Origin of the sequence: Streptomyces sp. 378 (genome assembly GCF_030124145.1) — a bacterium.
Taxonomy (GTDB): domain Bacteria; phylum Actinomycetota; class Actinomycetes; order Streptomycetales; family Streptomycetaceae; genus Streptomyces.
Genome location: NZ_JASKMS010000005.1, coordinates 297700 through 316106, shown reverse-complemented (window position 1 = coordinate 316106; position 18407 = coordinate 297700). Strand labels below are relative to the sequence as shown.

At 72.2% G+C, this 18407-nt stretch carries 17 protein-coding genes; 5 read left to right on the top strand and 12 right to left on the bottom strand.

Annotated elements, in window-relative coordinates; translation table 11 throughout:
* Positions 1 to 20: 20 nt before the first annotated feature.
* The gene (locus QNO09_RS10175) at positions 21 to 269 is read right to left on the bottom strand and encodes a hypothetical protein (protein ID WP_283969771.1); all 249 of its coding nucleotides are present in this window, start codon (positions 267 to 269) and stop codon (positions 21 to 23) included.
* An 11-nt stretch (positions 270 to 280) separates the two neighbouring features.
* Positions 281 to 952, bottom strand: a complete 672-nt coding sequence (locus tag QNO09_RS10170) for an ArsR/SmtB family transcription factor (RefSeq protein ID WP_283969770.1) — start codon at positions 950 to 952, stop codon at positions 281 to 283.
* A 123-nt stretch (positions 953 to 1075) separates the two neighbouring features.
* On the opposite strand from QNO09_RS10170, the gene QNO09_RS10165 reads away from it, so the two are divergent.
* Positions 1076 to 1660 carry an RNA-binding S4 domain-containing protein gene (locus QNO09_RS10165; protein ID WP_283969769.1) on the top strand — a complete coding sequence of 195 codons (585 nt, stop codon included), beginning with the start codon at positions 1076 to 1078 and terminating at the stop codon, positions 1658 to 1660.
* Positions 1661 to 1749: 89 nt separating this feature from the next.
* Here QNO09_RS10165 and QNO09_RS10160 read toward each other — a convergent pair whose 3' ends face one another.
* Positions 1750 to 2214, bottom strand: coding sequence for a DoxX family protein (locus QNO09_RS10160; protein WP_283969768.1), 465 nt, complete (start codon positions 2212 to 2214; stop codon positions 1750 to 1752).
* A gap of 320 nt (positions 2215 to 2534) precedes the next feature.
* On the opposite strand from QNO09_RS10160, the gene QNO09_RS10155 reads away from it, so the two are divergent.
* Positions 2535 to 2798, top strand: coding sequence for a DUF6343 family protein (locus QNO09_RS10155; protein ID WP_283969767.1), 264 nt, complete (start codon positions 2535 to 2537; stop codon positions 2796 to 2798).
* A gap of 18 nt (positions 2799 to 2816) precedes the next feature.
* On the opposite strand, the gene QNO09_RS10150 is transcribed toward QNO09_RS10155, so the two are convergent.
* The 4 genes from QNO09_RS10150 to rpsA all read right to left on the bottom strand — a co-directional run bounded on the left by QNO09_RS10150 (position 2817) and on the right by rpsA (position 6587).
* Positions 2817 to 3197, bottom strand: coding sequence for a tetratricopeptide repeat protein (locus QNO09_RS10150; RefSeq protein ID WP_283969766.1), 381 nt, complete (start codon positions 3195 to 3197; stop codon positions 2817 to 2819).
* Positions 3198 to 3247: 50 nt separating this feature from the next.
* A complete protein-coding gene (gene coaE, locus QNO09_RS10145; RefSeq protein ID WP_283969765.1) occupies positions 3248 to 3868 on the bottom strand; it encodes a dephospho-CoA kinase in 621 nt (206 codons plus the stop codon).
* A gap of 55 nt (positions 3869 to 3923) precedes the next feature.
* Complete coding sequence (locus tag QNO09_RS10140) at positions 3924 to 4862, bottom strand: PAC2 family protein (RefSeq protein ID WP_283969764.1); 939 nt, start codon at positions 4860 to 4862, stop codon at positions 3924 to 3926.
* 228 nt (positions 4863 to 5090) lie between these two features.
* A complete protein-coding gene (gene rpsA, locus QNO09_RS10135; protein WP_062926262.1) occupies positions 5091 to 6587 on the bottom strand; it encodes a 30S ribosomal protein S1 in 1497 nt (498 codons plus the stop codon).
* 314 nt (positions 6588 to 6901) lie between these two features.
* On the opposite strand from rpsA, the gene QNO09_RS10130 reads away from it, so the two are divergent.
* Together QNO09_RS10130 and hrpB are read left to right on the top strand one after the other, a co-directional pair.
* A complete protein-coding gene (locus QNO09_RS10130) occupies positions 6902 to 7762 on the top strand; it encodes a class I SAM-dependent methyltransferase (RefSeq protein ID WP_283969763.1) in 861 nt (286 codons plus the stop codon).
* Between the two features lie 48 nt (positions 7763 to 7810).
* Positions 7811 to 10333 (top strand): ATP-dependent helicase HrpB, encoded by a 2523-nt coding sequence (hrpB, locus tag QNO09_RS10125; RefSeq protein ID WP_283969762.1) that lies wholly within the window; start codon positions 7811 to 7813, stop codon positions 10331 to 10333.
* Here hrpB and pgfA read toward each other — a convergent pair.
* The 3 genes from pgfA to QNO09_RS10110 all read right to left on the bottom strand — a co-directional run bounded on the left by pgfA (position 10323) and on the right by QNO09_RS10110 (position 13414).
* The gene (pgfA, locus tag QNO09_RS10120; RefSeq protein WP_283969761.1) at positions 10323 to 11315 is read right to left on the bottom strand and encodes a cell envelope lipid trafficking protein PgfA; all 993 of its coding nucleotides are present in this window, start codon (positions 11313 to 11315) and stop codon (positions 10323 to 10325) included. The genes hrpB and pgfA overlap by 11 nt on opposite strands.
* Before the next feature lie 25 nt (positions 11316 to 11340).
* Positions 11341 to 11475 (bottom strand): SPW_0924 family protein, encoded by a 135-nt coding sequence (locus tag QNO09_RS10115; RefSeq protein WP_283969760.1) that lies wholly within the window; start codon positions 11473 to 11475, stop codon positions 11341 to 11343.
* 163 nt (positions 11476 to 11638) lie between these two features.
* Positions 11639 to 13414 carry a lytic transglycosylase domain-containing protein gene (locus QNO09_RS10110; RefSeq protein WP_283969759.1) on the bottom strand — a complete coding sequence of 592 codons (1776 nt, stop codon included), beginning with the start codon at positions 13412 to 13414 and terminating at the stop codon, positions 11639 to 11641.
* A 358-nt stretch (positions 13415 to 13772) separates the two neighbouring features.
* Here QNO09_RS10110 and QNO09_RS10105 point away from each other — a divergent pair, with 358 nt between their 5' ends.
* The gene (locus QNO09_RS10105; protein ID WP_283969758.1) at positions 13773 to 14630 is read left to right on the top strand and encodes a DUF4184 family protein; all 858 of its coding nucleotides are present in this window, start codon (positions 13773 to 13775) and stop codon (positions 14628 to 14630) included.
* Here QNO09_RS10105 and QNO09_RS10100 read toward each other — a convergent pair.
* Both QNO09_RS10100 and polA read right to left on the bottom strand, forming a co-directional pair.
* On the bottom strand, positions 14548 to 15207 hold the full coding sequence (locus QNO09_RS10100) for a hypothetical protein (protein WP_283969757.1): 660 nt from the start codon (positions 15205 to 15207) through the stop codon (positions 14548 to 14550). The two genes, QNO09_RS10105 and QNO09_RS10100, sit on opposite strands and share 83 nt — an antisense overlap.
* A 404-nt stretch (positions 15208 to 15611) precedes the next feature.
* Positions 15612 to 18338 (bottom strand): DNA polymerase I, encoded by a 2727-nt coding sequence (polA, locus tag QNO09_RS10095; RefSeq protein ID WP_283969756.1) that lies wholly within the window; start codon positions 18336 to 18338, stop codon positions 15612 to 15614.
* Positions 18339 to 18407: the final 69 nt, after the last annotated feature.

The window sequence follows — 18407 nt, the reverse complement described above, 5'->3', positions numbered from 1 at the left end:
GGACACGCCGCTGCGCCGCCTCAGACGCCGGTGGCCCGCACGGGCCCTTCGTCGATCCGGGGTGCGTCGCTCCGGCGCAGCCAGAGCAGGGCCCCGGACAGCAGTACGGCACCCGTGAGCAGCCAGGGCGACGGGCCCGGGCGCAGCACCCCGACGGCCAGGCCCGTGAGCGCGCCGACCAGTTGCTGGGCGAGGGACTGGACGGACAGAGCGGTGGCACGCCCCGCACCGGCGACCTGCGGTGCAGCAGGTCGTTCGCGTTGGGGCACGCCGCCCCGTTCTAAGCCTCGGGGTTCTCGGCCTCGCCGCTCTCGACGGCCTCGGGGTTCTCAGTCACCTCGGCGTCCCTGGGACCCAAACCCGTGGGGCCGTGCGCCGCGAGCGGCAGTCCGGCGGCGAGGAACACGACCTGCTCGGCGCGCGGATCGTCCGCGTCCCGGACCGTCAGCTCCTCCAGCTTCGCCGAGACGGTACCGAAGAGCTCGGTGAGCGACTCGGCCGTCAGACGGGGCATGAGGTCGCTGATCCCGGACGGCTCCACCCATTCCTGGCCGAGCCGCCCGGCGGCCATGTCCACCTCGTGCCGGGCCAGGGACCTCTCCAGGTGCTCGATCTGCCGCCGCCGCGCCAGGCTGACGAAGGCCCGGCCCGCCGCGGTGGACTCCATCGTCTCGTTGCTCCAGGAGGTCACCGTGTGTACGGCCCGCCAGCGCCGCTCCCGGCCGTCGCGGTGCTCGGCCTCGGTGATGAACGCGTACTTCGCCAGCACCCGCAGGTGATAGCTGGCCGACGCCGACGACTCCCCCGTCCGCGCGGCCAGCTCACTCGCCGTGGCGGGCCCGTCCTGCCGCAGCAGCCCGAGCAACTGGATGCGCAGAGGGTGGGTGAGGGCCTTCAGGGCGGCGGTGTCCTGCTCGGGATCGAGTACGCGCTTGTGCTCGTCGCTGTCCATGCCGGGAGGGTAGGTCGCCCGGGGCAGTTGCCAAAAGAGTTTTTGCAAAACTAGTTTGGCAGGCTCGGTTCGCAGGGCGATATTCCGCCCGGCAAGGCGCCCCGGAGAGCTAGGGTCGGAGACATGGCTTCTCAAGGTGCGGAGTACGAGAGGACGGACGGGCCCGAGGGGTCGACGCCCGAGTCCCCCGAGGCCGCAGGCGGCACCGGCGACAGCGACACCAAGCCCCTGGATCCCAAGGTCGCCGCGGCGATCGCCGCGGCCGAGGCCGCGGGCCCGCAGGGCGTCACGACCGTGCGCGTCGACAGCTGGATCTGGTCCGTCCGCCTCGTGAAGACCCGCTCCATGGGAGCGACCGCCTGCCGGGGCGGCCACGTCCGGGTCAACGGCGAGCGCGTGAAGCCCGCACACGCCGTCCGCGTCGGTGACGAGGTACGTCTACGGCACGAGGGGCACGAGCGGGTCGTCGTCGTCACACGGTTGATCCGCAAGCGGGTCGGGGCCCCCGTGGCCGCCCAGTGCTACATCGACAACTCCCCGCCGCCCCCGCCCCGCGAGGCCGTCGCACCGGCCGGCATCCGCGACCGCGGCGCGGGCCGCCCGACGAAGCGGGACCGCCGCGAGCTGGAACGTCTGCGCGGTCTGGGCGGACCCGGCCCGGTCCCAGGTCCTGGCGCCGGCCCCGGCTTCGGCGGACCTAAGCCCTGACAGCGAGCGGCGCGACGGCGCCCGGGAGGCGCCCCTCGGCCTCCCGGACGCCGCCGCAGCCCACAGCCGCAGCCGCACGCGAGACGCGGTCAGGCCTGTCGCCTCAGCAGCCGCACCAGGTCGGCGTTGTGCCCCCGCCTCGCCCAGGCGATGAGGGCGAGCGGCACGAGCAGGACGAGCGGCGTCGCCGCGTACTGCCCGTCGAAGACGGCTGTCTGCACGATGAACGCGCCCACCATCAACGCGCCCAGCGCCATCGCCGCCACCGACTGGAGCACCGGGATCAACAGGGCGACGGCTCCGGCCAGTTCGAGCAGGCCGATGGTGTACATCCCCGCGCTGCCCCAGCCGAGCCGCTCGAAGGACTCGGCGGCCGACGCGTGGCCGATCAGCTTGGGCAGGGCGCTCGGAATCGCGTAGAAGAGGGCGAGCAGCACCTGCAGCGTGCGCAGCGCGATCCGGGCACGCCGCCCGCGGGCGGTCGCGGACTCGGCGATGACGGCGCCCGCCGGGGTGGAGCCGACGACGGGGACGGAAGCGGTGGCCTTGGACATGGCGGTCTCCTGCGGGAAGCGGTCCGTGCTGCTGTCGGAGGGGTAGACCGCCCCAAGGTCCCGGACTCATCGCCCGGTGCAGGGCGACTTCGGCCGCAACGCCTTTTCCGCCGACACCGTCACCCAGACCGCCGACACCGCCCGGATCCGTGGAGGTCGTCGATGGCCTCGTGCGGCACCGCGTGATCGAGCAGGATCTCGGGCAGTGTGGTGGGTGTCCGGCGATGTGCGCGGCTCCCCCGTGGACCTTGGTGGACTTCGGTGGACCTTGGGGAGCCTCGCCACGAAGAGTACGTTGCAAGCAGGAGTGGTGATCGGCGATGCGTACAGGCAGTGAACCGCGGACCGCGCGCAGTGCCCTGCGGGCGCGCTTCTGGCTGAGCCTGTGGGGGCTGCTCTGGGCACTCTTCGGGACGGTGGCTTTCGTGATCACCGGGCGGACCGGCTGGGCCATCGCCTGCGGTGTGCTGCTGGTGATCGTCACGATCGACCTGGCCGTCGTCCTGCGGCGCATCCGTCAGGGCCCGCACTACCAGCCGGGCCCCGGCGTCCCGCCCTACCGGCCGCCGGACGATCGCCCCTGAGGAGGGCGGGGCGGCCGGTCACGAGTCGAAGCGCGCGGCCTTCAGGAACTCAGGGTTCGGGTCCAGCGCGGCCGCCAGGCGGAAGTGGCGTTTCGCCTGGTCGGGACGGCCCTGCCGCTCATATGTACGGGCGAGCGCGAAGTGTGCGAAGGCGTTGTCCGGCTCCCGCTCCAGGACGATCTGGAACTCGAGCTCCGCCGGCCTCAGCTGCGCCGCCGCGAAGAAGGCACGCGCCCGCAGCAGCCGCGCGGCGGTGTTCTCGGGGTGCGTGGCGATGACGCCGTCGAGGAGCTTCACCGCGCCCCGCGGGTCCCGCGCCGCGAGGAGTTGCTCGGCGGCACGGAAGTCGATGACATGCGTCTCCGGGGTACGTCCGGTCGAACCGCTGGTCTCGGGCACGGCACAGTCCTTCCCTCACTGCACGGGTTCAACGCCCCCCGAGGGCGCCGCTATTCCGTGGGAGACGGCCGGGACGCCCGCGACCTGCGCACCAGCTCGGCCCACACGTCCGTCACGCGCTGCTCCAGCTCCCGGAGCGGGACGTCGTTGTCGATGACGATGTCGGCGATCTCCCGGCGCCGCTCACGCGTCGCCTGGGCGGCCATCCGCGCCCGGGCGTCCTCCTCGGTCATGCCGCGCAGCCGCGCCAGCCGGTCGAGCTGGGTCTCGGGGGCCGCGTCGACGACGATCACCAGGTCGTAGAGCGGCGCCAGACCGGTCTCGGTGAGGAGCGGGACGTCGTGGACGACGACCGCGTCCTCGGCGGCGGCCTCCTCGAGCTCGCGGGAGCGGGCGCCGACCAGGGGATGGACGATCGCGTTGAGGGTGGCGAGCTTCTGCGCGTCGGCGAAGACGATGGCGCCGAGGCGGGGCCGGTCCAGGCTGCCGTCCTCGGCGAGGATCTCCTCGCCGAAGGCCTCGACGACCGAAGCGAGCCCCGGCGTCCCCGGTGCGACGACCTCCCGCGCGATGCGGTCGGCGTCGATCAGCACGGCCCCGCACTCCACGAGCAGCCGTGACACCTCACTCTTGCCGGCACCGATGCCACCGGTCAGGCCCACCTTCAGCATGCCCCGCAGCTTAGGCCCTGCCTCCGACAGGGGCCTCGCCCAGGTGCTCCGGGGATCAGTTATCGCCTTCTCGTTCCGCCAGGAACTTCTCGAACTCCTGGCCGATCTCGTCGGCCGATGGGATGTCCACCGGCTCGGCGAGCATGTTGCCCCGGGTCTCGGCGCCCGCGACGGCGTCGTACTGGTGCTCCAGGCCCTCGATGAGCGCGGTGAGGTCCTCGTCGCCCTCGCGGATCTGCCGGTCGATCTCCGTCTGGGTACGGTGGGCGTCCGAGCGCAGGGCGTGGGCGATGCCGGGCAGCACCAGTCCGGTCGCCCCCGTGATGGCCTCCAGGACCGTCAGGGCCGCGTCCGGATACGGGGAGCGGGCGATGTAGTGCGGGACATGGGCGGCGACGCCCAGGACGTCGTGCCCGGCCTGGAGCAGTCGGTACTCGACGAGGGACTCGGCGCTGCCGGGCACCTGCGCCTCCTCGAACGGGCTGGGGTGGCCCGGTACGAGGTCGGTGCGGTTGCCGTGCGGGGTGAGGCCGACGGGCCGGGTGTGCGGGACGCCCATGGGGATGCCGTGGAAGTTGACCGAGAGGCGGACGCCGAGCCGCTCCACGATCTGCTTCACGGCGGCGGCGAAGCGCTCCCACTCCACGTCCGGCTCGGGGCCGGACAGCAGCAGGAAGGGCGCCCCGGTGGCGTCCTGCACGAGCCGCACCTCAAGGGCGGGGTCCTCGTAGTCGGCCCAGCGGTCGCGCTTGAACGTCAGCAGCGGGCGGCGGGCACGGTAGTCCACGAGCCGGTCGTGGTCGAAGCGCGCGACGACCTGGTGGGGCAGGGAGTCGAGCACCCGGTCGACGATCTGGTCGCCCGTCTCGCCCGCGTCGATGTATCCGTCGAAGTGGTAGAGCATGACAAGTCCGGCCGACTCCTGGGCGAGCGCCATGTCGACGACGGCCAGGCCCTTCGGCTCCCATGCGTACAAACCCTGCGGATCAAGCACAGTGACCGCTCCTCCTCGTGTTCACACTCCACAACACCGTTGCGGGTGTGGGCATTCCCGCTGGAGGAGATTCGTGATCTTGGCGGCGAGGGCAACGCACCGTCAGGGGCGCGGGGAACTGCGCGACCGACCCCCACGGCCCGCAACCGAACGACGGCCGGAAAACGCCGAGGGGCCGCACCTCGAAAGGTACGGCCCCTCGGTCAGGAGCTACAGCTCAGTGGGCGTTCAGCTCTGCCCACCGGCCAGCTTCTCGCGCAGCGCGGCCAGCGCCTCGTCCGAGGCCAGCGCGCCGGAGTTGTCCGGGCCCTCGGAGGAGTACGAACCGCCACCGCCGGACGCGGCCGGAGCGGCAGCCTCGCCACCCTCGGCAGCGGCCTTCTCGTCCGCCTCGCGGGACTTGATGACCTGCGCCTGGTGCTGCTCGAAGCGCTGCTGCGCCTCGGCGTACTGGGTCTCCCACGCCTCGCGCTGGGTCTCGTAGCCCTCGAGCCAGTCGTTGGTCTCGGGGTCGAAGCCCTCGGGGTAGATGTAGTTGCCCTGGTCGTCGTACGACGCGGCCATGCCGTAGAGCGTCGGGTCGAACTCGACCGAGGCCGGGTCCGAACCGAAGGACTCGTTGGCCTGCTTCAGCGAGAGGCTGATGCGACGGCGCTCGAGGTCGATGTCGATGACCTTGACGAAGATCTCGTCGTTGACCTGGACGACCTGCTCCGGGATCTCCACGTGGCGCTCGGCCAGCTCGGAGATGTGGACCAGACCCTCGATGCCCTCGTCCACGCGGACGAACGCACCGAACGGAACCAGCTTCGTGACCTTGCCGGGCACGACCTGGCCGATCTGGTGGGTGCGGGCGAACTGCTGCCACGGGTCTTCCTGCGTCGCCTTCAGCGACAGGGAGACACGCTCGCGGTCCATGTCGACGTCGAGGACCTCGACGGTGACTTCCTGGCCGACCTCGACAACCTCGGACGGGTGGTCGATGTGCTTCCAGGAGAGCTCGGAGACGTGGACCAGGCCGTCGACGCCACCCAGGTCCACGAAGGCACCGAAGTTGACGATCGAGGAGACGACGCCGGAACGGACCTGACCCTTCTGGAGGGTGGTGAGGAACGTCTGGCGGACCTCGGACTGGGTCTGCTCCAGCCAGGCACGGCGGGACAGGACCACGTTGTTGCGGTTCTTGTCCAGCTCGATGATCTTGGCCTCGAGCTCCTTGCCCACGTAGGGCTGGAGGTCGCGGACGCGGCGCATCTCGACCAGGGAGGCCGGAAGGAAGCCACGGAGGCCGATGTCGAGGATGAGACCACCCTTGACGACCTCGATGACGGTACCGGTGACGATCCCGTCCTCTTCCTTGATCTTCTCGATGGTGCCCCAGGCGCGCTCGTACTGGGCGCGCTTCTTCGAGAGGATCAGGCGGCCTTCCTTGTCCTCCTTCTGGAGAACAAGGGCCTCGATCTCGTCACCGACGGCGACGACCTCGTTGGGGTCGACGTCGTGCTTGATCGAGAGTTCGCGGCTCGGGATCACGCCTTCGGTCTTGTAACCGATGTCGAGCAGGACCTCGTCCCGGTCGACCTTCACGATGACGCCGTCGACGATGTCGCCGTCGTTGAAGTACTTGATCGTCTCGTCGATCGCGGCGAGGAAGGCTTCCTCGTTACCGATGTCGTTGACCGCTACCTGCGGGGTGGTTGCGGTGGTCTCGGTGCTGCTCGTCATGTGGGAAAGGGCTCCGGTACGGACATTGAAGTCGTAGGTACTGCTACGCCGGGAGCCCGTTTCGCTCTGCAGAAGCCGGACAGCCAAGGAAGCGCCACTCAAAAACGGTGGCGCCTCGACAACCGAGGGGACATACATACAGATGCGAGCGCAGCCTGCTACGTCTGAGGTGCGCAGGCCCGCAGCGCAACTTGTAGCATACGGGGGCAGCCGGGCAGGGTCAATGCGCGAAGCCGCCCACGCGGGGCGGATCGCCGCATACCCGGCACAAGTCCTGTCGTCCGAGGCCACGCGGGCCGTACGACGCCCCCTTTGTGCCACCGCCGGGACCGGCTGGACGGAAGAGTACGACGAGGGAGCCGATCATCCAAGAGTCCGAAGCGTCCGAACCCGAGGCCACCCGGCGCGATGCCGATGTCACGGAAAGCTCCCGGGCCAATCGTGGCTGGTGGGACCGCAACGCGGACGAGTACCAGATCGAGCACGGCACGTTCCTCGGCGACGACCGCTTCGTGTGGGGCCCCGAGGGTCTCGACGAGGTGGAGGCCGAACTGCTCGGCCCTCCGGAGGGGCTGAAGGGCCGGGACGTCCTGGAGATCGGCGCCGGCGCCGCCCAGTGCTCGCGGTGGTTGACCGCCCAGGGTGCGCGCCCGGTCGCCCTCGACATCTCGCACCGGCAGCTCCAGCACGCGCTGCGCATCGGCGTTGCCTTCCCCCTGGTGTGCGCCGACGCCGGTGCGCTCCCCTTCGCGGACGGCTCGTTCGACCTGGCCTGCTCGGCGTACGGGGCGCTGCCCTTCGTCGCCGACCCGCGCCAGGTCCTGCGGGAGGTGCGCCGGGTGCTGCGGCCCGGGGGCCGGCTCGTCTTCTCGGTGACGCATCCGATCCGCTGGGCCTTCCCGGACGAGCCGGGGCCGGAGGGGCTGTCGGTGTCGGGGTCGTACTTCGACCGCACGCCCTACGTCGAGCAGGACGACGAGGGCCGCGCGGTGTACGTCGAGCACCACCGCACCCTCGGCGACCGGGTCCGGGACGTCGTGGCGTCCGGCTTCCGGCTGGTCGACCTGGTGGAGCCGGAGTGGCCGGCCTGGAACACCTCCGAGTGGGGCGGCTGGTCGCCCCTGCGCGGGAACCTCATCCCCGGCACGGCGATCTTCGTGTGCGAGCGGGAATGAGGCACGCGCGCGTGGGAGCGGCCCTCCCGGGCGTACGACACTGAGGGCGTGATCCGTTACGACGCCCTGGACTCCCTGCCCGTACGCGATGCCCTGCCCGCCCTGGACGACGCCCTTCAGGGGCACGGCACGGCCGTCCTCGTGGCGCCGCCGGGAACCGGCAAGACGACCCTGGTGCCCTTGGCGCTGGCGGGGCTGCTGGGCGAGGGGCCCGAGCGGCGGGTGACCGTGGCCGAGCCGCGGCGGATCGCGGCCCGGGCCGCGGCACGCCGGATGGCCTGGCTGCTGGGCGAGAAGCCCGGGGAGAGCGTCGGCTACACGGTGCGCGGCGAGCGGGTCGTCGGACGGCACACGCGCGTGGAGGTCGTCACGACCGGTGTGCTGGTGCAGCGGCTCCAGCGGGACCAGGAGCTGGCCGGCGTGGACGTGGTGGTGCTCGACGAGTGCCATGAGCGGCACCTGGACGCGGACACGGCGGCGGCGTTCCTGTGGGACGTGCGGCAGACGCTCAGGCCCGAGCTGCGGCTGGTGGCGGCCTCGGCGACGACCGACGCCCAGGGGTGGGCGGAGCTGCTGGGCGGGGCGCCGGTGATCGAGGCGCACGGGGCGGCGTATCCGGTCGAGACCGTGTGGGCGCCGCCGGTGCGTCCCGTACGGCCGCCGCACGGGATGCGGGTCGATCCGGCGCTGCTGACGCATGTGGCGTCCGTGGTCCGGCGGGCGCTGGCCGAGCGGGACGGGGACGTGCTGTGCTTCCTGCCGGGCGTGGGCGAGATCGCCCGGGTCGCCGGGCAGCTCGGAGGGCTCGGGGACGTCGAGGTGCTCCAGGTGCACGGGCGGGCGCCGGCGGCCGTGCAGGACGCGGTGCTGCGGCCCGGGGAGCGGCGCCGGATCGTGCTGGCCACGTCCGTCGCGGAGTCCTCCCTGACGGTGCCGGGGGTGCGGGTCGTCGTGGATTCGGGGCTGGCGCGCGAGCCGCGGGTGGACCACGCGCGCGGGCTGAGCGCGCTGACGACCGTGCGGGCGTCGCAGGCGGCCGGCCGGCAGCGGGCGGGCCGGGCCGGGCGTGAGGCGCCGGGGGCGGTGTACCGCTGCTGGGCGGCGGCCGAGGACGCGCGTCTGCCGCGGTATCCGTCGCCGGAGATCAAGGTGGCCGACCTGACGGCGTTCGCGTTGCAGGTGGCGTGCTGGGGCGATCCGGACGCGTCCGGGATGGCGCTGCTGGACGGGCCGCCGAGCGGGGCCATGGCGGCTGCGCGGGACGTCCTGACGGCGGTGGGGGCGCTGGACTCCGCCGGACGGGCCACCGGGCGGGGAGTCCGGCTGAGCCGGGTGGGGGTGCATCCCCGGCTGGGGCGGGCGCTGCTCGACTCCGTCCCGCTGCTGGGGGCCGGGAGGGCCGCGGAGGTCGTGGCGCTGTTGAGTGAGGAGGCCCCGCGGGAGTACGGCGACGATCTGGCCGGTGCGTTGCGTCGTGCCCGGCGTGGGGGTGACGCCTATGCCGCACGGTGGCGCGGTGAGGTGCGGCGGCTGCGGGCCGTCGATTCCGGTGATTCCCACCAGGCTGGGGCACAGGATGCGGGACCGGGGAGCCGGTCCGAAGAACAGCAGGTCGGGCTCGTCGCCGCTCTCGCCTTTCCCGAACGGGTCGCCAAGGCCGACGGCGGGTCGTATCTCATGGCGTCCGGAACGCGCGCCGAGACCGGCGACGGGAGCGCGCTGCACGGTTCCCCCTGGATCGCCGTGGCCATGGCCGACCGGCCCGTCGGCAGGGGGCACGCGCGCGTGCGGCTCGGGGCCGCCGTCGACGAGGAGACGGCCCGCCTCGCGGCCGGCGCCTTGCTGGAGGAGCGGGACGAGGTCGGGTGGGACGACGGGGACGTCGTGGCGCGGAGGGTGGAGCGGCTCGGGGCCGTGGAGCTGGCGGTGCGGGCGCTGAGGGACGCCGACCCCGGGCTCGTGCGCGACGCGCTGCTGGACGGGCTGCGGCGGGAGGGGTTCGGGCTGCTGCGGTGGTCGGCGCAGGCCGGTGTCCTGCGGCAGCGGCTGGCGTTCCTGCGTCTGCGTCTCGGGGACCCCTGGCCGGACGTCTCCGACGAGGCTCTCCACGCGCGCGTGGAGGAGTGGCTGGAGCCGGAACTCGGCCGGGCGCGGCGGCGGGCCGATCTGGCGCGGATCGATGCCGGGCAGGCGCTCACCCGGCTGCTGCCCTGGGCCGGTGGGGAGGCCGGGCGGCTCGACGAGCTGGCTCCGGAGCGGATGACCGTGCCGAGCGGGTCGAAGGTCCGGATCGACTACTCGCGGCCCGAGCTGCCCGTACTGGCGGTGAAGGTGCAGGAGATGTTCGGGCTCCAGGAGTCGCCGCGGGTCGCCGGGGTGCCGCTGCTGGTGCATCTGCTGTCGCCGGCCGGCCGGCCGGCCGCCGTCACCGCCGATCTCGCGTCGTTCTGGCGGGACGGCTACCAGGGCGTGCGGGCGGAGCTGCGGGGCCGGTATCCGAAGCATCCGTGGCCCGAGGACCCGGCGGGCGCCGAGCCGACCCGGCACACCAACGCGCGGCTCAAGCGCTGACCGACGACGGTTCCTCGGCCGCCGTGGGGGCCGGGCCCGAGGAGCGGCGTCCGCGGGCCTCCAGGTACAGCGCGAGCGCCAGCAGGAGGGCACCCAGGGTCAGGAAGCCCCATGGCAGGTAGGAGGTCATCAGCAGGATGAGCAGACGCTGGGACTTCACCAGGTCGACCGTGTGCGTGAGGTAGTCCTCGCGCATCTTCACGTGGCCGGCGAAAGCGGTCACCTTGTCGCGGTCGCCGAGGAGGGCACCGCCGCGCAGTTCTTCCCGGTGGATCTCCTCTCCGTAGACGGGGGCGCCGGTGAGGGGTTCGACCCAGAACTTGCGGACCGTGGTGTACCAGCGGGTGGTGCCGGTCCGGGCGACCGACTCGGGGGTGAGGCCCTGCACGGGCAGGGTCCTGGGGAACTTCACCTTGGTCCAGGGGATGGTCTGCTCGAAGTAGTAGACCTCCAGACCCCGGAAGTCCTCGGTGCCCTTGTACTCGATGGGCGCGGTGATACGGGCCTGGGCGTCGAAGTACGCGTAGTCCCGCTTCTCCGTGAGGAACGGCCACTTGAACTCGATGCCCCGGCGGCGTACCGGGTCCCCGTCGACCATCTCGCCGGTGGCGTGCACGGGGTCCTGGGTGTGGGCGTCGAAGATGTAGCGCTCGGGGATCTTCGACACCATCTTGCCGTCCGGGCCGACGACGTAGGACAGGCCGTCCCAGACGACGACGTCCCGGCCGGCCGACTCCTCGATCCGTTCGGAGGCCTCCACGTTGCCCTTGAGGGTCTGCACGATGGTCACCTTGGGGACCTTCTTCGCCCGCATCGTGGCGTAGTCGAGGAGGGTGGCGTCCTTCGCCTCCAGGACCATCTCCTGGTACTGGTGCGCCGGGACCTTGGCGAGGCGCGGGAAGGCGTACCAGCGCAGCAGCGGGGACAGGGCCGCGAAGAACACGGCGAGGGCGAGCAGGACCAGGCCGGCCTTGCGGCGCATCTCGGCCTCCCTCCCGGGCGGGCGGTCAGGGGTGTGCGGGCACCGTCGTCAGCAAGGGCTTCGGTGACGTCCCGCCCGAGGGGGAGCCGAGGGCGGTCAGCGTCAGGACGACGGCGAACGCGAGGGCGAGACCGGTGGCGGCGGCGATGAAGGCGCGCATACGGAGCCTCCCCACGGGTCGTGACGGTGGAGCTGATACACCGTCAGGTGCTCGGCACCGTAGCAACGCGCGCCGGAGATGAGAACACGTTGCACACACAACGACGCCCCTCTTACAAGGGGGCGTCTCTTGTAAGAGGGGCGTCGTCCGTCGTACCGGAGAGCTACGCGCCCGGACTGGCCGAGGGGCTCGGCGAGGACGTCTCCGCCGCCGCCACCGTCAGTTCGACGGTGAGCGTCGCGCCGCCCGCCGTGGTGACGCGCAGCAGGAACGTGCCGGTCGTGTCGTCCGCGTACAGCTCGGGCAGCTTCAGCAGGCCCTTCGCGTCCGTCTTCAGACCCGTCAGGGTGCGGACGGTCTTGCCGTCGGCGTCCTTGAAGTAGGGGCCCTTGTCGTCGGCGGCCGGGTCCTCGTCGGACTTGACCAGCGTGGCGGTGGCCGCGACACCGTCGGCGACGGCGCCCTTGTACGTGGCCTTCACCTCGACCTGGTCGGCGAACTCGCCGCCGGGGACGCAGGTCAGCGCGGCGTCACCGGTGCGGGCGAGGGCGTCGGCGGCCCGCTCGGTGACGGTGGCCTTGTAGTCGAGGCCCGGGACGACACGGCCCACCACGGTGGCGCGGATCGTGACGGCGCCGGTCTTCTCCCCCGCCCGCAAAGCGGGCGCCACGGCGACGCCGGAGCTGTTGGTGGCGACCGTGGCCACGCTCTCGCCGCCGGTGAAGGTGGTGTCCGTGTCGCCGACGATCGTGAAGCGGACTCTGACCTTGGCGACGGCCTTGCCGGCCGCCGTCTCGGCGCGGGTGCTGATCCGCCGGTCGAACGCGTCACCGGCCATGGCGGTCAGCTTCGCGGTTCCGGCGTCCTCCAGGTGGTCCACCGTGTCGGTGGGGGTGGGGGGCTTCGTAGGCGGCGGGGAGGGCTTGGGCGGCGTACCGGGCGGGGTGGTGGTGGGCGGGGTCGTGGGCGGCTTCGGAGCGGTCGTACCGTCGCCGGGCTTCGCGGGCTTTTCGGGCTTGGTCGGCTTGGGGCCGGGCTTCGGCGTCGAGTGGCCCGGAGCGGTGGCGCCGGGTGTGGTGGGTGCCGGGTTCGTGCCCGCGCCCCCGCCGTGGTCGCTGCGGTTGTCGGGCAGCGTGCCGGTGCCGTCCGGAACCTCGTGCGTGCCCTTGCGGTAGTACTCCAGCCACCTCATGACGAGGTTCAGGTACTCCCGCGAGTTGTTGTAGCTGAGGATCGCCCGGTCGAGGTCGCCCTGCTGGGACAGGTCCCAGTTGTTGCGGCACAGGTAGTGGCCGGCGGCGAGGGCGGCGTCGTAGATGTTGTTGGGGTCCTGCTTGCCGTCGCCGTTGCCGTCGCGCCCCGCCCAGGCCCACGTGGAGGGGATGAACTGCATGGGGCCGACGGCCTGGTCGTACGAGCTGTTGCCGTCGTAGGCGCCGTCGTCGGTGTCCCTGATGAGGGCGAAGCCGTTGCCGTCGAGCTGCGGGCCCAGGATCGGCTTGATGGTGGTGCCGTCGGCCCTGACCTGGCCGCCACGAGCCTGTCCCGACTCCACCCGGCCGATGGCCGCGAGGAGTTGCCAGGGCAGGTTGCAGCCGGGCTTGGCCTCGCGCAGCGCGCTCTCGGCCTTCTTGTAGGCGTCGAGGACGGTCGCGGGAATGCCTGATTCCGTGGGGCTCGTGCCGCCCGGGCCGGGGCCCGTGGACGGTGACGGGTTCGGGCTCTTGAGCGGGGGCAGGTCCGTGTAGTACGGCGAGTTGCCGGTGGCGCTGCCGTCGGAGGCACTCGCTTCGGGTGAGGGCGTGGCGCCGGCGGCGGTCTGCCTGCGGTGGTCGTTCACGCCCGGAGCCTGGGAGGCGGACAGTGCCGCGACCGCGACCGCGGCCACGGCGGTGGTCGCCGCCCCCTTGCACAGCCTCCTGCCGAATTGCGCCGCCATAGAGTGAACCCCTCCCGTGAACGCCCGAGCGTCCGGTCTACGTCTGCAGTGTTCTACGTCTGCAGTGTTCGCCCTGTTGTGACGATCCAACCGCCCGAGAGGTTGCCCTCCGACGGTCACAACTCTGTTTTCTCCAGTGCTCTGCGCTTCACCGCGGTCACGAGTGCGACGCGCTCCCCGCGCGGTGACTCTGGCGACCCTACGGCAACTCTCTTTGCTCGGGCAGCCGTTCGTGACCGTTTTTCACCCGTGGGTCGTGCGCGAGCGTGACGCCGTCGACGGGTTGGCATCCCGCATACTGGGCCACTGGTCGCCGGGTACGCCCGACCTGGTGCAACGATCCCCGCGAGGAGCCGAGTTGCCGTTCACGCTGAGCCATGCGGCAGCCGTGCTGCCCGCCGTCCGTACGGACGGCACCGGCCGGGGCCCGCTGGTGCCCGCCGTGCTCGTGGCGGGTTCCTTCGCGCCCGACATGACCTATTACGCGGCGAGTGTGGTGTCCGGGGCGATGGAGTTCGGTGACGTCACGCACGCGTTCGCGGGCGTCCTCACGGTTGATGTGCTCATCGCCTGGGCGCTGGTGGGGCTCTGGCTGCTGGTGCGTGAACCGCTCGTGGCGTTGCTGCCGCGGGCCCGCCAGGGGCGCGTGTCGGCCCTGCTGCGTTGCGGTGTGCCCCGTGCGCGGGTGCGGCCCTCACTGGTGGCGCGGTGGTACGTGTCCGCGGTGCTCGGTGCGGCGACCCATGTGGTGTGGGACGCGTTCACGCATCTCGACCGGTGGGGGATCCGGCTGTTTCCGGTGCTGGGCCGGGAGGTGGCGGGCTCACCGCTGTACTGGTACCTGCAGTACGGCGGTTCGGCGGTGGCCGCGGTCGTGATCGCCGTGTTCCTGGCGCACGCGCTGCGCAGGGCGCCTCTGCGGGAGCCGGTGGGAATCCCCGTGCTCGCGGTGCGGGACCGGTGGGCTGCCGCCGCTGTCATCTGCGGCTTCGCACTGGCCGGTGCGGTGCAGCGGGCGTCGCGGTGGTGGGCGTACTGGGGCTCGCAGGCCAAGCCGTGGGAGATCATCCCGACGGTCTGCTTCGGCGCGGGCGCGGGGCTCGTCCCGGCGCTGCTGCTCTACGCCGTGGGCGTCAGGGTGCGGCGTCCGGTTCCGGTCCCCGCCGGTCGGGCCCCGGCCGCCGAGACGGAGCGGAGCCGCCCGGCCGCTCGCTGAGCACCCTGTCGGTCGTCGCGATGTACACCGTGATGGTGGTGTGCCCGGGGCGGGGGCGCGGCAGCAGGGTGAGGACGAGCGTCAGGTAATCCCGGGCCAGCCGGGCCCACGGACGCGAGGGTTTGCCGGGCCTTTCAGGGGCGCGGGGAGCGCCATGGGCGCCGGAGCCTTCATAGGCGCCGGATGCCCCATGAGTGCTGGAGCCCTCATAGGTGCCGGAAGCCCCATGGGTGCCGGACGGCATGGTGTCGGCGCCGGGGAGGCCGAGGAGGCTGGGCAGATCGTCGGTGCCGGTGAGGGCGGACCAGACCTCGGTGTCGCCGAGGGCCAGGACGGTGGCCGGGTCGACGGCACCGGGGAGGGCCGTCACGACGGCGGAGAGGCCACCGCTACCGGCGGAACCGGCGGGCCGCCGACCGCATGCGGTGAGACGCTGCCGCAGGTCCGCCGCCGCGTGGCGCAGGGCCGTGGTGAAGGGGACGGGGACGCGAACCGTGCTCGCGGCGGCCTCGAACGCCGGGACCGGCGGGAGCGCCACGCCGGGTGCCGTGCGGCTGAGGAACGTGCGTATACCCATGCCCCGCATCTTTACGACCGCCGGGGACGGGGGCGCCTTCTCGGGGGCCACGCGAGTGACGGTTCCGCCGGTGTCGGCCAGGCCGGGAGCGGGACGTCCGGGTGCCCCGGCAGGGAGGGCCACAGCGCCCGGCTGAGGCGGGGCCGACGCCCCGGGCGAGGCAGGACCTCGGCGTCTGAACACTCACCCGCGTCGGTCCCCACGCCCTCGGAGCCCGTCCCGGCCCAGCCGCGCGGCGTCTAGGCCGCTTCTGATGGATCTCCGCGGGAGAAGGAGCGGCGTTCGGTGCGTGCTCTCGGCGTGCCGCGTGGAAGCCCTCGTAGCGGAGCTACTTGGGCTTTCGCGCGGTGCGGCGAGAGTGCGTGCCGGGCGTCGCGACGCCGCGGAGATCCGTCAGAAACGGCCTAGTGGGCCGCAGACTCCCAGTCCGGCCCCGCGCCCACCGAGACGCCCAGCGGGACGCGGAGCTGGACGGCGTTCGCCATCTGGCGGCGGACCAGTTCCTCGGCGGCGGCCCGCTCTCCGGGGGCGATCTCCAGCACGATTTCGTCGTGGACCTGGAGGAGCATGCGGGAGGCGAGGCCGGCTTCCCTCAGGGCGTCGTCCACCTTGAGCATGGCGATCTTGACGATGTCGGCCGCCGTGCCCTGGATCGGGGCGTTGAGGGCCATCCGCTCGGCGGCCTCGCGGCGCTGGCGGTTGTCGCTGTTGAGGTCGGGGAGGTAGCGGCGGCGCCCGAAGAGCGTCGCCGTGTATCCCGTGGCCCGGGCCTCGTCGACCGCCCGGCGCAGGTAGTCCCGCACGCCGCCGAACCGCTCGAAGTACGCGTCCATCAGGGCGCGGGCCTCGGCCGCCTCGATGTTCAGCTGCTGGGAGAGGCCGAAGGCGGACAGTCCGTAGGCCAGGCCGTACGACATGGCCTTGATCTTGCGGCGCATCTCGGCGTCGACCGCGGTCGGCTCGACCGCGAAGACCTGGGCGGCGGCCGTGGTGTGCAGGTCCTCGCCCGAGGTGAACGCCTCGATCAGGCCGGCGTCCTCGGAGAGGTGCGCCATCACACGCAGCTCGATCTGGCTGTAGTCGGCCGTCATCAGCGATTCGAATCCCTCGCCGACGACGAAGCCGCGGCGGATCGCGCGACCCTCGTCGGTGCGGACCGGGATGTTCTGCAGGTTCGGGTCGGTCGAGGACAGACGGCCGGTGGCGGCGACGGTCTGGTTGAACGTGGTGTGGATCCGGCCGTCCGCGGCGATGGTCTTGATCAGGCCCTCGACGGTCACGCGGAGCTTGGCCTGCTCGCGGTGGCGGAGCATGATCACCGGAAGCTCGTTGTCCGTCTGGCCGGCCAGCCAGGCGAGGGCGTCGGCGTCCGTGGTGTAACCGGTCTTGGTCCGCTTGGTCTTGGGCAGGGCCAGCTCGCCGAAGAGGACCTCCTGGAGCTGCTTGGGCGAGCCCAGGTTGAACTCGTGCCCGGCTGCCGCGTGGGCCTCCTTGACCGCCTGCTGGACGGCGCCGGCGAACATCTGCTCCATGGCCTCCAGGTGGGGCCGGTCGGCCGCGATGCCGTGCCGCTCCATGCGGGCGAGCAGCGCCGAGGTGGGCAGCTCCATGTCGCGCAGCAGGTCGGCGGCGCCGACGTCCTCCAGGCGGCTCTCGAAGGCCTCACCCAGGTCGAGAACGGTCCGGGCCTGGATCATCAGGGCCTCGGCCTCGGCGGCGTCGTCCGCGCCGAAGGCGAGCTGGCCGTCGGCAGCGGCGGCGGGGGTCAGCTCGCGGTGCAGGTACTCCATGGACAGCGCGTCCAGGTCGAAGGAGCGGCGGCCCGGCTTGACCAGGTAGGCGGCGAGCGCGGTGTCCATGCGCACGCCCTCGACGCTCCAGCCGTGCCCGGCGAAGACGCGCATGGCGCTCTTGGCGTTGTGGAAGACCTTGGGCCGGTCGGCGTCGGCGAGCCAGGCCGCGAAGGCCCTCTCGTCGGCCTCGTCCAGCTGGGAGGGGTCGAACCAGGCGGCGGGGCCGCCGGGCGCGGCGAGGGCGACCTCGGCGACCGAGCCGGTGCCGAGGGCCCAGGTGTCGACCGTGGCGACAGCGAGGGGCTGCGTGCCGTGCTCGGTGAGCCAGGCGGGCAGCTCGCCGGTGGAGAGCACCGTGCCGTCCAGCTGCACGCCCTCGGTGCTGATCGGGGTGGTCTCGGCCTCCTCGGCGCCGGGGTCGACGGCGAAGAGCCGCTCGCGCAGCGACGGGTTGCGGATCTCCAGGGTGTCCAGGATCATCGCGACGGCCTTGCGGTCGTAGGCCGTACGCTCCAGGTCGGTGACGCCCTTGGGGAGTTCCACCCGGCGCTCCAGCTCGGTGAGCCGGCGGTTGAGCTTGACGGATTCCAGGTGGTCGCGGAGGTTCTGGCCGGCCTTGCCCTTGACCTCGTCGACGCGCTGGACGAGCTCGGCGAAGGAGCCGAACTGGTTGATCCACTTCGCGGCGGTCTTCTCGCCGACGCCGGGAATCCCGGGGAGGTTGTCGGAGGGGTCGCCGCGCAGGGCCGCGAAGTCGGGGTACTGCGCGGGCGTCAACCCGTACTTCTCGAATACCTTCTCCGGGGTGAAGCGGGTCAGCTCGGAGACGCCCTTGGTCGGGTACAGCACGGTGGTGTGCTCGCTGACCAGCTGGAACGAATCCCGGTCGCCGGTGACGATCAGCACCTCGAAGCCCTCGGCCTCGGCCTGGGTGGCGAGTGTGGCGATGACGTCGTCCGCCTCGAACCCGTCGACCGCGAAGCGGACGGCGCCCATCGCGTCCAGGAGCTCGCCGATCAGCTCGACCTGGCCCTTGAACTCGTCCGGTGTCTTGGAGCGGTTCGCCTTGTACTCCGTGAACTCCTGGGAGCGCCAGGTCTTGCGGGAGACGTCGAAGGCGACCGCGAAGTGCGTGGGCGCCTCGTCGCGCAGCGTATTGGCCAGCATCGACGCGAAGCCGTAGATCGCGTTGGTCGGCTGGCCCGTCGCGGTGGTGAAGTTCTCCGCGGGCAGCGCGAAGAACGCACGGTAGGCCAGCGAGTGCCCGTCCATGAGCATCAGTCGCGGCCGGCTGCCGCCGGAGGTCTGGTCGGTCGTCTTCGATGCTGTCTCTGCCACGCCCCCGATCCTGCCACGCCCCACTGACACTCGGCCCCGGCCCCGCGGGTGCCGGGATCGGGCGCGCCC

Bases quoted from the DNA above. Each gene is read 5' to 3' on its own strand.
- QNO09_RS10100 (WP_283969757.1), bottom strand. From the start codon at position 15,207: ATGGGTATACGCACGTTCCTCAGCCGCACGGCACCCGGCGTGGCGCTC.
- QNO09_RS10155 (WP_283969767.1), top strand. From the start codon at position 2,535: ATGCGTACAGGCAGTGAACCGCGGACCGCGCGCAGTGCCCTGCGGGCG.
- QNO09_RS10110 (WP_283969759.1), bottom strand. From the start codon at position 13,414: ATGGCGGCGCAATTCGGCAGGAGGCTGTGCAAGGGGGCGGCGACCACC.
- pgfA (WP_283969761.1), bottom strand. From the start codon at position 11,315: ATGCGCCGCAAGGCCGGCCTGGTCCTGCTCGCCCTCGCCGTGTTCTTC.
- coaE (WP_283969765.1), bottom strand. From the start codon at position 3,868: ATGCTGAAGGTGGGCCTGACCGGTGGCATCGGTGCCGGCAAGAGTGAG.
- QNO09_RS10165 (WP_283969769.1), top strand. From the start codon at position 1,076: ATGGCTTCTCAAGGTGCGGAGTACGAGAGGACGGACGGGCCCGAGGGG.
- QNO09_RS10160 (WP_283969768.1), bottom strand. From the start codon at position 2,214: ATGTCCAAGGCCACCGCTTCCGTCCCCGTCGTCGGCTCCACCCCGGCG.
- QNO09_RS10115 (WP_283969760.1), bottom strand. From the start codon at position 11,475: ATGCGCGCCTTCATCGCCGCCGCCACCGGTCTCGCCCTCGCGTTCGCC.
- QNO09_RS10170 (WP_283969770.1), bottom strand. From the start codon at position 952: ATGGACAGCGACGAGCACAAGCGCGTACTCGATCCCGAGCAGGACACC.
- rpsA (WP_062926262.1), bottom strand. From the start codon at position 6,587: ATGACGAGCAGCACCGAGACCACCGCAACCACCCCGCAGGTAGCGGTC.